Annotated in this window: 12 protein-coding genes; 3 read left to right on the top strand and 9 right to left on the bottom strand. The window is 64.9% G+C overall.

Translation table 11 applies throughout. The annotated features are described in order from the left end of the window. Window positions 1–17: 17 nt before the first annotated feature. From FJ424_RS00310 to FJ424_RS00275, 7 genes are all read right to left on the bottom strand, one after another. Window positions 18–329, bottom strand: a complete 312-nt coding sequence (locus FJ424_RS00310) for a formate dehydrogenase subunit delta (protein WP_140647072.1) — start codon at window positions 327–329, stop codon at window positions 18–20. Then, on the bottom strand, window positions 319–1,143 hold the full coding sequence (fdhD, locus tag FJ424_RS00305) for a formate dehydrogenase accessory sulfurtransferase FdhD (RefSeq protein ID WP_140647073.1): 825 nt from the start codon (window positions 1,141–1,143) through the stop codon (window positions 319–321). The genes FJ424_RS00310 and fdhD overlap by 11 nt, the downstream gene beginning before the upstream one ends. Before the next feature lie 269 nt (window positions 1,144–1,412). Further along, window positions 1,413–4,325: a formate dehydrogenase subunit alpha gene (fdhF, locus tag FJ424_RS00295; RefSeq protein WP_140647074.1), complete on the bottom strand. Its 2,913-nt coding sequence runs from the start codon at window positions 4,323–4,325 to the stop codon at window positions 1,413–1,415. Between the two features lie 13 nt (window positions 4,326–4,338). Then, window positions 4,339–5,895: an NADH-quinone oxidoreductase subunit NuoF gene (locus tag FJ424_RS00290; RefSeq protein WP_140658341.1), complete on the bottom strand. Its 1,557-nt coding sequence runs from the start codon at window positions 5,893–5,895 to the stop codon at window positions 4,339–4,341. Beyond that, entirely contained in the window at window positions 5,892–6,371 is a 480-nt protein-coding gene (locus tag FJ424_RS00285; RefSeq protein ID WP_140658339.1) for a formate dehydrogenase subunit gamma, read from the bottom strand. Before FJ424_RS00285 ends, FJ424_RS00290 begins: the two co-directional genes overlap by 4 nt. A 193-nt stretch (window positions 6,372–6,564) precedes the next feature. Beyond that, a complete protein-coding gene (locus FJ424_RS00280) occupies window positions 6,565–7,464 on the bottom strand; it encodes a LysR family transcriptional regulator (protein WP_140647077.1) in 900 nt (299 codons plus the stop codon). A gap of 90 nt (window positions 7,465–7,554) precedes the next feature. Further along, entirely contained in the window at window positions 7,555–7,929 is a 375-nt protein-coding gene (locus FJ424_RS00275) for a VOC family protein (RefSeq protein WP_140647078.1), read from the bottom strand. A 208-nt stretch (window positions 7,930–8,137) separates the two neighbouring features. On the opposite strand from FJ424_RS00275, the gene FJ424_RS00270 reads away from it, so the two are divergent. Beyond that, complete coding sequence (locus FJ424_RS00270; RefSeq protein WP_140658337.1) at window positions 8,138–9,313, top strand: Mrp/NBP35 family ATP-binding protein; 1,176 nt, start codon at window positions 8,138–8,140, stop codon at window positions 9,311–9,313. A gap of 23 nt (window positions 9,314–9,336) precedes the next feature. Here FJ424_RS00270 and FJ424_RS00265 read toward each other — a convergent pair whose 3' ends face one another. Then, a complete protein-coding gene (locus tag FJ424_RS00265; protein WP_140658335.1) occupies window positions 9,337–9,786 on the bottom strand; it encodes a carbon monoxide dehydrogenase subunit G in 450 nt (149 codons plus the stop codon). A gap of 150 nt (window positions 9,787–9,936) precedes the next feature. Between FJ424_RS00265 and FJ424_RS00260 the strand changes: the two genes are divergently transcribed. Further along, window positions 9,937–11,742, top strand: coding sequence for an IlvD/Edd family dehydratase (locus tag FJ424_RS00260; protein WP_140658333.1), 1,806 nt, complete (start codon window positions 9,937–9,939; stop codon window positions 11,740–11,742). Window positions 11,743–11,867: 125 nt separating this feature from the next. Continuing rightward, window positions 11,868–12,266: a hypothetical protein gene (locus tag FJ424_RS00255; RefSeq protein ID WP_140658331.1), complete on the top strand. Its 399-nt coding sequence runs from the start codon at window positions 11,868–11,870 to the stop codon at window positions 12,264–12,266. 62 nt (window positions 12,267–12,328) lie between these two features. On the opposite strand, the gene FJ424_RS00250 is transcribed toward FJ424_RS00255, so the two are convergent. After that, window positions 12,329–13,918 carry a trimethylamine methyltransferase family protein gene (locus FJ424_RS00250; RefSeq protein ID WP_140658329.1) on the bottom strand — a complete coding sequence of 530 codons (1,590 nt, stop codon included), beginning with the start codon at window positions 13,916–13,918 and terminating at the stop codon, window positions 12,329–12,331. Window position 13,919 lies beyond the last annotated feature (1 nt).

Raw genomic sequence — 13,919 nt, 5'->3', positions numbered from 1 at the left:
ACGGCCGGTCGCTGCGACTATTTCTGCGAAGCGGCGATGTCGGCCGGGAAAGCCTTGAGTCCAAGCTTCGTGTCGGCCTCCGCCGGGCTGATCGGTCGCTTGATCTTGGCCGAGGCGGCGATCACAAGGTCGTCGAAATTCTCCGTGCCGGCGTCCAGCATCTCGAAGAATTGGCGCCGCATCCGAGGCTCCCAGAACTTGTTGATGTGCTCGGCAACGCCGGTAATGCCTTCCTCGCGCGGCTTCGAATGGAAGAAGGTGGCGATCTGGTTGGCCATGCGCACCAGCTTTTCCTTGGTGCTGGCGATGTGGTCTTCGTCATGCGACATGCTTGGCAACTCCGGAAGCCACCCGTTCGGGGTGGGTGAAAATATCGAAATCGTCGCCGCGAACCAGCGCCACCAGCGTCATGCCGGCGGCCTCGGCCGTGCGAATGGCAAGCGCGGTCGGCGCCGAGACCGCCATGATGATCGAAGCGCCGATGGCTGCCGTCTTTTGCACCATCTCGACCGACACGCGCGAGGTCACCACGACGGCGCCGCTCGCGCCGTCGATGCCGGCCTTGGCCAGCGCACCGGCGAGCTTGTCCAGCGCGTTGTGGCGGCCGACATCCTCACGCGCCATCACGATGCCCTTGCCGGGAACGTAGAAGCCGGCGGCATGCACAGCGCCGGTTTCGGTGTGCAGCGGCTGGACCTTCGACAAAAGCCTGACCGAACGGGTGATGTCTTCGGCATCGAGCGTAAGCTTTGACGCACCGACCGCATCGACCGAACGCATCGCCTCCTCGATCGATTCGATGCCGCACAGGCCGCAGCCGACCGGCCCGGCAAGCCTGCGCCGCCGCGCCTGGAAGCGCGTGTTGGCCTGGTCCTTCAGCCGGATCTGGATATCGATGCCGGCGCCGAGATCCTCGACTTCGATCGCTTCGATTTCCTTTGGGTCGGCGATGATGCCTTCGGTCAGCGAGAAGCCGAGCGCGAAATCCTCGAAATCGGCCGGGCTCGCCATCATCACCGCATGCGTGGTGCCGGCAAAGGAGAACGCCACCGGCGTCTCCTCCGGCACCATGCGGTTCGCGGCCGAGGTGCCGCCGGCGCGATGCGCGAGGCGAGAGATTTGGGAGATAGGAGGGCGGTTCACGAGGCGCCAGTCCCTGGCCTGCCGGCCATTTCGCTCAGGATATGTCGAAGGCCTCTTACGTCAATCGGCAATTGCTCTCCAACGCCTTCCCCCACTCCGTCGCTGCTTCGCAGCGCCACCTCTCCCCCCTCCGGAGGGAGAGGAAAGGAGCCAACTGGGATCGCCGCGCGCCTTTCCTCTCCCCCGTCGATCGGGGGAGAGGTGTCGAGCGAAGCTCGACGGAGTGGGGGTCGATCAGCCGTCAAGATTGAGCTCTGTCCTCGACACACCTACTCCGCCGCCTGCAGCGGGGCGATGCGCCGGCTCTGCTTGGCCTGTTCGTTATAGTCCTTCTGCCAGTCGCTCGGACCGTTGGACGGCGCCACCTGCACAGCGGTGACCTTGTATTCCGGACAATTGGTCGCCCAGTCCGAGAAGTCGGTGGTGATCACGTTGGCCTGCGTGTCCGGGTGGTGGAAGGTCGTGTAGACGACACCGGGCGAGACGCGGTCGGTGATCAACGCGCGCAGCGTGGTTTCGCCCGAACGGCTCGCCAGCCGCACCCAGTCGCCTTCGCGCACGCCGCGGACCTCGGCGTCGTGCGGATGGATCTCCAGCCGGTCCTCGGCGTGCCACATCGAATTCTCGGTGCGCCGGGTCTGCGCGCCGACATTGTACTGCGACAGGATACGGCCGGTGGTGAGCAGCAGCGGATAGCGTGGACCTGTGCGCTCGTCGGTCGCCACATATTCGGTGCGGATGAACTTGCCCTTGCCGCGCACGAAGCCGTCGACATGCATGATCGGCGTGCCGAGCGGCGCCTTCTCGTTGCAGGGCCACTGCACCGAGCCGACGCGGTCGAGCAGCTCGAAGGAGACGCCGGCAAAGCTCGGCGTCGTCTTGGCGATCTCGTCCATGATCTGCGACGGATGCGTGTAATTCCAGTCGAGCCCGATGGCGCGGGCGAGCTCCTGCGTCGCTTCCCAGTCGGCATAGCGCGCCTTCGGTTCGATGACTTTGCGCACCATGTTGATGCGGCGCTCGGCATTGGTGAAGGTGCCGTCCTTCTCGAGGAAGGTCGAGCCCGGCAGGAAGACATGTGCGTAGTTCGCCGTCTCGTTCAGGAAGAGGTCGTGCACGACCACGCATTCCATCGCGGCGAGGCCGCCGGCGACATGCTTGGTGTCCGGATCGGACTGCAGGATGTCCTCGCCCTGGATGTAGATACCCTTGAACGAACCGTCGACGGCGGCGTCCAGCATGTTGGGGATGCGCAGGCCGGGCTCGTCGTCCAGCTTCACGCCCCACAGGCTCTCATAGATGTCGCGCACCGCCTCGCCGGAGATATGGCGGTAGCCCGGCAGTTCATGCGGGAACGAGCCCATGTCGCAGGAGCCCTGCACGTTGTTCTGGCCGCGCAGCGGGTTCACGCCGACGCCTTGCCGGCCGATATTGCCCGTGGCCATGGCAAGGTTGGCGATGGCGATCACCGTGGTGGAGCCCTGGCTGTGCTCCGTCACGCCGAGGCCGTAATAGATCGCGCCATTGCCGCCCTTGGCATACATGCGCGCGGCACCGCGGATCAGTTCCGGATCCACGCCCGATAGCTTGCCGACGGTTTCGGGGCTGTTCTCCGGCAGGGCGACGAAGGATGCCCAGTCCTGGAACTCGGCCCAGTCGCAGCGCTCGCGGATGAAGGCCTCGTCGAACAGGCCTTCGGTGACGACGACATGCGCCAGCGCCGTCAGCACCGCCACGTTGGTGCCGGGCTTCAAAGGCAGGTGGTAGTCGGCCTCGATATGCGCCGACTTGACCATTTCGGTGCGGCGCGGATCGAGCACGATCAGCTTGGCGCCCTGGCGCAGCCGCTTCTTCAGCCGCGAGGCAAAGACGGGATGGGCGGAGGCCGGATTGGCGCCGATGATGACGGCGACGTCGGTGAATTCGACCGAATCGAAATCCTGCGTGCCGGCGGAGGTGCCGTATGTCTGGCCGAGCCCGTAGCCGGTCGGCGAATGGCAGACGCGGGCGCAGGTGTCGACATTGTTGTTGCGGAAGCCCTGCCGCACCAGCTTCTGGACGAGATAGGTCTCCTCGTTGGTGCAGCGCGACGAGGTGATGCCGCCGATCGCGGTGCGTCCGTACTGATACTGGATGCGGCGGAATTCCTTCGCCGTATGCGCGATCGCCTCTTCCCAGCTCACTTCGCGCCACGGATCGGAGATCTTCTCGCGGATCATGGGCGACAGGATGCGGTCCTTGTGGGTGGCGTAGCCATAGGCGAAGCGGCCCTTGACGCAGGAATGGCCGTGGTTGGCCTTGCCGTCCTTGTAAGGCATCATGCGGATGACCTCGTCATCCTTGACCTCGGCCTTGAACGAGCAGCCGACGCCGCAATAGGCGCAGGTGGTGACGGCCGAGCGCTCCGGCATGCCCTTTTCGAGCACGGTCTTCTCGCGCAGCGCGTCCGTCGGGCAGGCCTGCACGCAGGCGCCGCAGGAGACGCATTCGGAAGCGATGAAGTCCTCATGCATGCCGGCGACCATGCGCGACTCGAAGCCGCGGCCCTCGATGGTCAGCGCGAAGGTGCCCTGCACCTCTTCGCAGGCGCGCACGCAGCGCGAGCAGACGATGCACTGCGCCGGATCATAGGTGAAATAAGGATTGGATTCGTCGCGGGCGATGTAGTCGACCGCCAGCGAGCCATGGCCAGGCGCAACGCCGTTCTCTTCCTTGACGTGGTTGCGGCCTTCGACGCCGTAGCGGTTCTCGGAGAGCCCAACCGACTTCGCCACCGCGTCGAATTCGCTGGCGCCGGTACCGGCCTTTTCGTTCCAGCCGGTCGGATGGTCGGAGACATAGAGCTCCATGATGCCGCGGCGGATAGCGTCGAGCCGGTCCGACTGCGTGCGCACCACCATGCCTTCGCCGACCGGCGTCGTGCAGGAGGCCGGCGTGCCGCCGCGTCCTTCGATCTCGACCAGGCAGACGCGGCACGAGCCGAAGGAGTCCAGCATGTCGGTGGCGCAGAGCTTCGGGATCTCGACCCCGCCCTCCATCGCCGCGCGCATGATCGACGTGCCTTCCGGCACGGTGATGCTTTGCCCGTCGACGGTCAGCGTGATCTGCTTCGTCGCTTTCGACTCCGGCGTTCCGTAGTCGATCTCTTCGATGAGTGTCGGGAAGTCGGCCTTGATGTTCATCTTCTGCCAGCTCCTATTCAGCCGCCACGCGCGCAGGCGCAGGTTTGAAATCCTCGGGGAAATGCGTGATCGAGCTCATCACCGGGTAGGGCGTGAAGCCGCCCAGCGCGCAGAGCGATCCGAACTTCATCGTGTTGCAGAGGTCGGTGACCAGAGCGAGGTTCTTTTCCGCCTCGATGCCGGCGGCGACCTTGTCGAGAACCTCCACGCCGCGCGTCGAGCCGATGCGGCAGGGCGTGCACTTGCCGCAGCTTTCGATGGCGCAGAATTCCATGGCGAAGCGCGCCTGCTTCAGCATGTCGGCGCTGTCGTCGAACACGGTGATGCCGGCATGGCCGATCAGCCCGTCGCGCTTGGCGAATTCCTCGTAGTCGAAGGGTGTGTCGAACAAGGCGCGCGGGAAATAGGCGCCGAGCGGGCCGCCGACCTGCACCGCCTTGACCGGACGCCCCGAAGCCGTGCCGCCGCCGATGTCGTCGACGATCTCGCCCAGCGTCAGGCCGAACGCCGTCTCGAACAGGCCGCCATTCTTGACGTTGCCGGCGATCTGGATCGGGATCGTGCCGCGCGAGCGGCCCATGCCGAAATCCTTATAGTAGGCGGCGCCCTTGTCCATGATTATAGGCACAGAGGCCAGGCTGATCACATTGTTGATCACCGTCGGCTTGCCGAACAGGCCTTGGATGGCCGGCAGCGGCGGCTTGGCGCGCACCACGCCGCGCTTGCCCTCGAGGCTGTTCAAGAGCGAGGTTTCCTCGCCGCAGACATAGGCGCCGGCGCCGACGCGGATCTCCACGTCGAAGGCGTTGGGCGAACCCAGCACATTGACACCCAGCACGCCCGCCTTGCGGGCGATCGCCACGGCCTTGTTCATCGTCGCCACCGCATGCGGATATTCCGAGCGGATATAGACGAAACCTTTGGTCGCGCCGGTCGCGATGCCGGCGATCGCCATGCCTTCGATCAGCACGAAGGGATCGCCTTCCATGATCATGCGGTCGGCGAAAGTGGCGCTGTCGCCTTCGTCGGCGTTGCAGACGATGTATTTCTGCGCGCCCGCCGTATCCAGCACCGTCTTCCACTTGATGCCGGTCGGGAAGCCCGCGCCGCCGCGGCCGCGCAGGCCGGACTCGGTAACCTGCTTGACGACGTCGGCCGGCGCCATGGCGACCGCGTTCTGCAGCCCGCGCAAGCCGCCCAGCGACTTGTAGGCGTCGAGCGACAGCGGGTCGTTGATGCCGCAGCGTGCGAAGGTCAGCCGCGTCTGCTTGGCGAAGAAGGGGATCTTGTCGGGCGAGCCCAGCCAGCGCTTGTGGTGGCCGCCCTTGAGGAAGCCGCTGTCGAACAGGCTCTTGACGTCGGACGGCTTGACCGGCCCGTAGGCGACGCGGCCCTCGGCCGTGGCCACCTCGACCATCGGCTCCAGGAAATAGGCGCCGCGCGAGCCGTTGCGCACGATCTTGGCCTCGACGCCGCGCTCCTTGAGTTCCTTCTCGATCGCTTTGGCGACCTTTTCGGCGCCGAGCGCCAGCGCGCCGGAATCTGCCGGGACATAGATGCGCGGGATCATGAACGTACCTCCGCGACGATCTCTTCGATCTTCTCGTCATCGAGCCGGCCGATGACTTCGCCATCGAGCATCGCCGACGGCGAACAGGCGCAAAGCCCGAGGCAGTAGACCGGCTCCAGTGTAACCGATCCGTCGCGCGTGGTCTCGTGGAAATCGATGCCGAGCAACTGCTTGACCTTGGCCGCGACGGCGTCCGAGCCCATCGACTGGCAGGCTTCCGCCTGGCAAAGCTTCAGCACGTGCCGTCCGGCAGGCTTGGCGCGGAAATCGTGATAGAAGCTGACCACGCCGTGCACCTCGGCCCGGGAGAGGTTCAGCCCGTCGGCGATCACCGGCAGCGCGTCCTTCGGAACGTGCCCGAACTCTTCCTGTATGCTGTGCAGGATCGGCAGCAGCGGGCCTTCGAGGCCCTTCATCTCGTCAATGATCGCCGCCGTGCGCGACGCGATCTCGGTACTTGCGGCCTGCATGGTCACGCAGCGCCCTCCCTGGTCGTGGCGGCCAATGTATGTCACCCCAGGATATAGAGCGGTTTCGGGGCAACGACATGCATAGGGCGCAATATCGCTAAGTCCTTACGAAATCAGAGGAAACCTCCGAAATCAATAAAGCGCTCCCGTCGCTTGATAGAAATTTTCTATCAAAATCGGGCAGCTCGCATTGTCTAGCCTAGCGGTGGCGGCGGAAATCGTCCGCCAGCGCCATCGCCTCGTCCAGCAGCGCCTGAACCAGCGGCGTGTGCGGCTCGCGCGGCGCCGCCACTAGCCCGACCGTGTGGCTGGCATCCGGCTCGACGATGGGAATGGCCCGGATGGGCTCGGAAAAGCCGAACGTTTCCGCAAGGTTGAGCGGCATGATCGATGACCATTTGCCTGTACGGATATGCGAGAAGAGCACGATCATCGAATTCGATTCCAGCGTCGGCCGCACCTGCACACCGGCTTCCGCCAGGTGCTGGTCGATGATGCGCCGGTTCTGCATGTCCGGCGTCAGCAGGCAGAGCGGCAACTGGCTGATCTCGGCCCACGACACTTTGTCGCGGTCGGAATAAGGGTTCCCGACCGCCGTGATCAGCTGGTAGCGCTCGTCATAGAGCGGCACGCTGGTGACGCGCCCCAGCGGCTCGTTGTCGAGATAGGTGATGCCGGCATCGACATCGAAATTGCCGAGCAGCGACAGCACTTCGATGGATGTGCGCGACAGCACCGAAAAGGTGACACCCGGATGCTTTTCGCGGAATGGCGTGGTCAGCCGCGCCACCATGGCCAGCGCCGTCGGGATCGCCGCGATCCGGATGCGCCCGGACAGACCGTGGCGCGCCGCCCGCATCTCCTCGCGCATGGTGCGCGAGTCGCCGACGATGCGGCGCGCCCAGCCCAGCACCTGCTTGCCTTCCGGCGTCAGGCCCTGGAAGCGGGAGCCGCGCAGCACCAGCATGACGCCGAGTTGCCCCTCGAGCTGCTTGATGCCGGCCGATAGCGTCGGCTGCGTGACGCCGCACACCTCCGCGGCCCGGCCGAAATGCTCCTCCTTGGCCAAAGCGATGAAGAATTCCAGTTTGTCGATCATCGACGCAAACTATCGAGCGCCGAAAGCCTGCGCCAGATAGGCTGTTGCGATCGGGCACAATCTTGACGTCGACCGACAACCCCGGCGCTTTTATCCAACCAGGTTGAGGATATTGCCGTCGGGGTCCTTGAACCAGGCGACCTTCATGCCGTCGCCGACATGGATGTCGCCTTCAAGCGTCAGGCCCGGCATCTCATAGTGCTCGAAGCTGACGCCTTTCGATTTCAGCGACTTGACGATCGGCTCGATCTGGTCGCCGACCGTCCATGTCACCGCTGTCGCCTTGTTGGTGCCGGCGAACTGCGAATGATAGACGTTGATGAGCGTGTCGCCGCTTTTGTAGACGATCAGTTCGCCGCCCATGTCGTCCACTTGGCTGAGGCCTAGCGTTCCTTCATAGAAAGCCTTGGCCCTTTCCAGGTCCTTCACTGCGAGATTGGCTGTCGCATTGCTGTTTTGGAGCATGACGGTCTCCTTCACAGATTGTCGTGATGGCAATCGAGATAGCGCGGATAGGTCGTTTGACCATGGCCGAGGCCCGGATCTCGACCCCGGTTGGCAAATCCGACACCATCCGTCGCTTTCCGGGGCACGCCGGGCGAGCCATTGCGCCACGGCTTGGTTCTGCCAGGAAACTGCACTATCTGGAACGCCAAAGCTCCGAGGAAAGATCATGACCGTTACCAAGGAATCCGTCGTCGAGCGCCTGAAGACGGTGAACGGGCCGGACTTCACCGGCAACATCGTCGATCTCGGCATGGTCTCGGAGATATTCATCGCCGATTCCAAGGTCTTCTTCTCGATCACCGTTCCCGCCGCCCGCGCCCAGGAGCTGGAGCCGCTGCGCGCCGCCGCCGAACGCGCGGTGAAGGCCATCCCCGGCGTCGCCAGCGCCGTCGTCGCGCTGACGGCGGAGAAGAAGGGCGGCGGCATGGAAGCGCCCGTTCCGGCACGCCCGGCTGCTCCGCGGCCCGCCGCTCCGCCGCCAGCGCCGCAGCGACCCGCGCCGCACGCGCCCGCATCGCAGAGCCACGGCAAGCGCGGCGTGCCCGGCATCGACGCCATCATCGCGGTCGCCTCCGGCAAGGGCGGCGTCGGTAAATCGACCACCGCGGTCAATCTGGCGCTCGGCCTTGCCGCCAACGGGCTGAAGGTCGGCGTGCTCGATGCCGACATTTACGGCCCGTCGATGCCTAGGCTGCTCAACATCCGCGGCCGGCCGCAGACCGTCGACGGCAAGGTGCTGAGGCCGATGCAGAATTACGGCCTCAAGGTGATGTCGATGGGCTTCCTCGTCGATGAGGAGACGCCGATGATCTGGCGCGGCCCGATGGTGATGTCGGCGTTGACGCAAATGCTGCGCGAGGTCGAGTGGGGCCCGCTCGACGTGCTGGTGGTCGACATGCCGCCCGGCACCGGCGACGCCCAGCTGACCATGGCCCAGCAGGTGCCGCTCGCCGGCGCCGTCATCGTCTCGACGCCGCAGGACCTCGCCCTGATCGACGCCCGCAAGGGCCTCAACATGTTCAAGAAGGTCGACGTGCCGCTGCTCGGCATCGTCGAGAACATGAGCTATTTCCTCGCTCCGGACACGGGCAAGCGCTACGACATTTTCGGCCATGGCGGCGCGCGCCGCGAGGCTGAGCGCCTCGGCGTCACCTTCCTCGGCGAGGTGCCGCTGGAAATGGGCATTCGCGAAAGCTCGGACGCCGGCACCCCGATCGTCGCCTCCAAGCCGGACGGCGCAGAGGCGAAGATCTATCGCGATATCGCATTAAAGGTCTGGGAAAGGGTCCAGGAGGAGCGCGGCGCTGCCGAAGCCGCCGTGCCGAGCATCGTGTTCGAATAACCCCCTTTCCCTTGAGGGGAGGGTCAGGCGCCGACCTTCTCGCCGAACGTCGAGAAGAACTGTCCCGCAAGCTTCTTCGATGTCGACTCGATCAGCCGGCTGCCGAGTTGCGCGATCTTGCCCCCGACCTCGGCCTTGGCTGCGTATTTAAGCACTGTCGAGTCCGCCCCGTCGGCGGTCAGCGTCACGTCGGCGCCGCCCTTGGCGAAGCCGGCAATGCCGCCCTTGCCTTCGCCCTGGATGGTATAGGAATGCGGCGGCTTGAGGTTCTTCAGCGTGACTTCGCCGTTGAAGGTCGCCTTGATCGGGCCGATCTTCAGCACCACGGTCGCCGCCATCTCGGTGTTCGAGGTCTTTTCCAGGCTCTGGCAGCCGGGAATCGCCACTTTCAGGATTTCCGGGTCGTTGAGGGCTTCCCACACTTTCCCGATGGGTGCGGCGATCCGCTCCTCGCCTTCGATCACCAAAGCCATCAAGACCTCCCGGATTGCTGATGCCGGTCGGTCGTAGCGCGCGGCCCGAAACAAGTCTATCGCACCAAAGTCCGGGTTCCGGCAGCGCCTGCCTCTTGCCTGCATGGACGCATTGTCCTATCGATTTGTCATACAAATACGGAGACCACCATGGCAGGCGCCCCCACCAGGAAGAAGAAATTTCGCTCGCAGGAGTGGTTCGACAATCCCGACAATCCAGGCATGACGGCGCTCTATCTCGAGCGTTACCTCAATTACGGCCTGACGCGCGCCGAGCTGATGTCGGGCAAGCCGCTGATCGGCATCGCGCAGACCGGTTCCGACCTTTCGCCCTGCAACCGGCATCACATCGAGCTTGCCAAGCGCGTGCGCGAAGGCATCGTCTCGATGGGCGGCATCCCGTTCGAGTTCCCGTGCCATCCGATCCAGGAGACCGGCAAGCGCCCCACCGCCGCGCTCGACCGCAACCTCGCCTATCTCAGCCTCGTCGAGGTGCTCTACGGCTATCCGCTTGATGGCGTCGTGCTCACCATCGGCTGCGACAAGACCACGCCTGCGCTTCTAATGGCTGCAGCGACCGTCAACATACCGGCGATCGCGCTGTCGGTCGGCCCGATGCTCAACGGCTGGCACAAGGGCAAGCGCACCGGCTCCGGCACCATCGTCTGGGAATCGCGCCAAAGGCTATCAGCCGGCGAGATCGACTATGACGAGTTCATGGACATCGTCGCCTCCTCGGCGCCGTCGACCGGCTATTGCAACACCATGGGCACCGCCACCACCATGAATTCGCTGGCCGAGGCGCTCGGCATGCAACTGCCGGGCTCCGCTGCCATTCCCGCGCCCTATCGCGAGCGCGGCCAGATCGCCTACGAGACCGGCAAGCGCATCGTCGACATGGTGCATGAGGACCTGAAGCCCTCCGACATCATGACGCGCGAGGCCTTCGAGAACGCCATCGTCGTCAACTCGGCCATCGGCGGCTCTACCAACGCGCCGATCCACCTCAACGCCATCGCACGCCATCTTGGCGTGCCGCTCGACAATGACGACTGGCAGAAGATCGGCCTCGACATCCCGCTCCTGGTCAACCTGCAGCCGACGGGCGAGTATCTCGGCGAGGACTATCACCATGCCGGCGGCGTGCCGGCGGTGGTGGCCGAGCTGATGAAGGCCGGGCGCCTGCCGCATCCCGATGCCATGACCGCCAACGGCAAGACCATCGGCGACAATTGCAGCAGCGCCGTCAACGAGAATTCCGACGTTATCCGCAGCGTCGACAAGCCGTTGAAGGCCAATGCCGGCTTCATCAACTTCAAGGGCAATCTGTTCGATTCGGCGATCATGAAGATGAGCGGCATCTCGCCGGAATTCCGCGAGCGCTATCTGTCCAACCCGAACGACCCTGAAGCCTTCGAGGGCAACGCCATGGTCTTCGACGGGCCGGAGGACTATCACGCCCGCATCGACGATCCGGCGCAGGGCATCGACGAGCACACGATCCTGTTCATGCGCGGCGCCGGTCCGGTCGGCTATCCGGGCGGCGCCGAGGTGGTCAACATGCAGCCGCCGGCCTACCTCATCAAGAAGGGCATCCACGCCCTTGCCTGCATCGGTGACGGCCGCCAGTCCGGCACGTCGGGCTCGCCGTCGATCCTCAACGCCTCGCCCGAAGCGGCCATTGGCGGCGGGTTGGCGCTGCTCAAGAGCGGCGACCGCGTCCGCATCGACCTGAAGAAGGGCACGGCCAATATCCTCGTCAGCGACGAGGAGATCGCCAAGCGGCGCACCGCGCTGCAGGCCGATGGCGGCTATCACTATCCCAAGCACCAGACGCCGTGGCAGGAGATCCAGCGCGGCATGGTCGACCAGTTCTCGGCCGGCATGGTGCTGAAGCCGGCGGTGAAGTACCAGGACGTCGCCCATACCAGCGGCGTGCCGCGCGACAATCACTGAATTTCCGGCTTGGTGAAATCAAGGGGCGGCTTGCGAAGCGCAGCCGCCCCTCTTGTGCCCTTGTTTCAGCCGCCCGGTGCATCCAGATAGGCGTCGTACCAGCTGGTTGAGGACACAGGATCATCATGGCCAGGCGGCGCTCTTCCCTCGGCTTTCTCGGCATGTTCGGCCGCTCCGGCGACTTGCGCCAGCTCGACGACGCGTTGCGCGCGGCCGACCTGCATCCGGCTTTGGTGCCGGAAGGGGTAAAGCTTACCATCGTCAATCTGATGAACGACCGCTGGCCCGATGAGCCGCCGGCAGGCGCCTATCAATCCGTGGCGCAGCTCTGCGGCTATTGCGTCGCCGGGCCGCAGGTGTTCGATCAGGCCAACGGCCGCGAGCCGACATTGGAGGTCGAGCGCCGCATCGAGGCGGCGCTGGAGGCCGGCGACAGCTTTGATGCGCAGATCGTGCTGATGACGCTGCACGCCAAGCTGATCAACGCCGAGGTCGTCGAGCGCTATGGGCTGAGCGCGGAATGATCCGACGAACAGGATGCGTTGAGATTTCGGTCAGGCCGGCCTCACCGGAATATCAATGCGTCCTAGCCGCCCATCTTGTTGCGCGGCAGCTTGATCATCTCGCCGAAGCGCGCGCGCAATTTGTCGTCAAGCAGGCGCGAGACGTGGCGCGGGAAACGCTCGGCAAGCACGCGCTTCTTCTCCGCGATCGCCCGCGACAGGATATCGGGCCGGCCCTTTTCGTTCCATTCCTTGGGCGAGAAACGGTCGCCGACGGCGGGATAGAAATACTCGGTCTGCATCAGCTTCAGCGTCTGATCGTTGCCGAGATAGTGTCCGGGACCCTTCATGCAGACGTCAGCGATGGTGTCGATCGACAGCGCGTCGTCGGTCACTTCGATGCCGCGCACGCAGCGCAGGCAATGTCCGAGCATGTCGTTGTCGATGATCAGGCTTTCGAGGCAGAAGCCAAGCAGCGAGGCATGCATGCCGGCTGACTCATAGACGAGATTGAGGCCGGCAAGACCGGCCATCACATCGGTGATGCCCTTTTCATAGCCAGACTGGATGTCGGGCAGTTTCGAATCCGTCATGCCGGCGGCCGAACCACCCGGCAGGTCGTAATACTGCGCCATCTGGGCGCAGGCCGCGGTCAGCACCGCTTGCTCAGCCGAGCCGCCGGACATGGCGCCGGTCCTGAGGTCGGAAACGAACGGCCAGGTGCCGAAGATCGCCGGATGCCCGGGCTTGATGGCATTGACATAGACCAGGCCCATCAGCACTTCCGCCACCGCCTGCACGACGGCGCCGGCAATCGCCGCCGGCGCGGTGGCGCCGGCCTGGCCGGCCGACAGAAGCAGGATCGGAATGCCGCCTTCGACGCAGGCCTCGAGCACGCCGCAGGCGTCCTCGGCGAACTTCATCGGCGGCACGACGAAGCAGTTCGAGTTCGACACGAACGGCCGCGCCCGGAAATTCTCCTCGCCGCCGGCGATCGCATAGAGCATTTCCAGCGCCGGCTTGACGTTCTCGCGTACGGTGAACGAGGTGCCGACATGCTTGGATGTCCCCATCACGCAGGCATAGAGCGTGTTGAAATCCATATCGAGCGGATCGGGGATATCGCGCGGCACCATGGTGCGCTGGAAGAAATGGATGTTGTCGAGCCCGTCGACGAGACGGGCGGCGTCGTAGAGATCCTGCAGCAGCGATTCGCGGTATTCGCGCTTCTCGACGTCGACCAGATGCACCGCCGCGCCCGCCGTGCCGTAATGCACGCGTTTGCCCTGGATCAGCATGTCGTGCTTCGGATCCTGGCCGTAGAGGGTGAAGTTGCGCGCGGCCTTCTTGATCGTGTCCAGCACCAGCGCGCGCGGCAGCCGGATGCGGCCGTCGTCGCCATAGGTGCCGCCGGCCCGGGTCAGCGCCTCGATGCAGGACGGGATGGCGTTGGCGAACCCGACCGTCTCCAGGAGCGTCAGCACCGCTTCGTGGATGCGCTCGCGATCGTTCTGGCTCAATGGCCCGTAGCTGCCGCCCTCGAGGCCTGCCCGCACCGGCCGGATGTCGTCGGCCAAAGGCGCTGCCCGCATTGCACGACGCGCTTCGCGCCCGCCGGAACGCCGCGAACGCTGGTCCGACGACGCTTCCTGCTTCTCGAGAGCCACTGACATG

The organism is Mesorhizobium sp. B3-1-8 (assembly GCF_006439495.1).
Lineage (GTDB): Bacteria > Pseudomonadota > Alphaproteobacteria > Rhizobiales > Rhizobiaceae > Mesorhizobium.
This window is presented reverse-complemented; position numbering and strand designations above follow the sequence as displayed.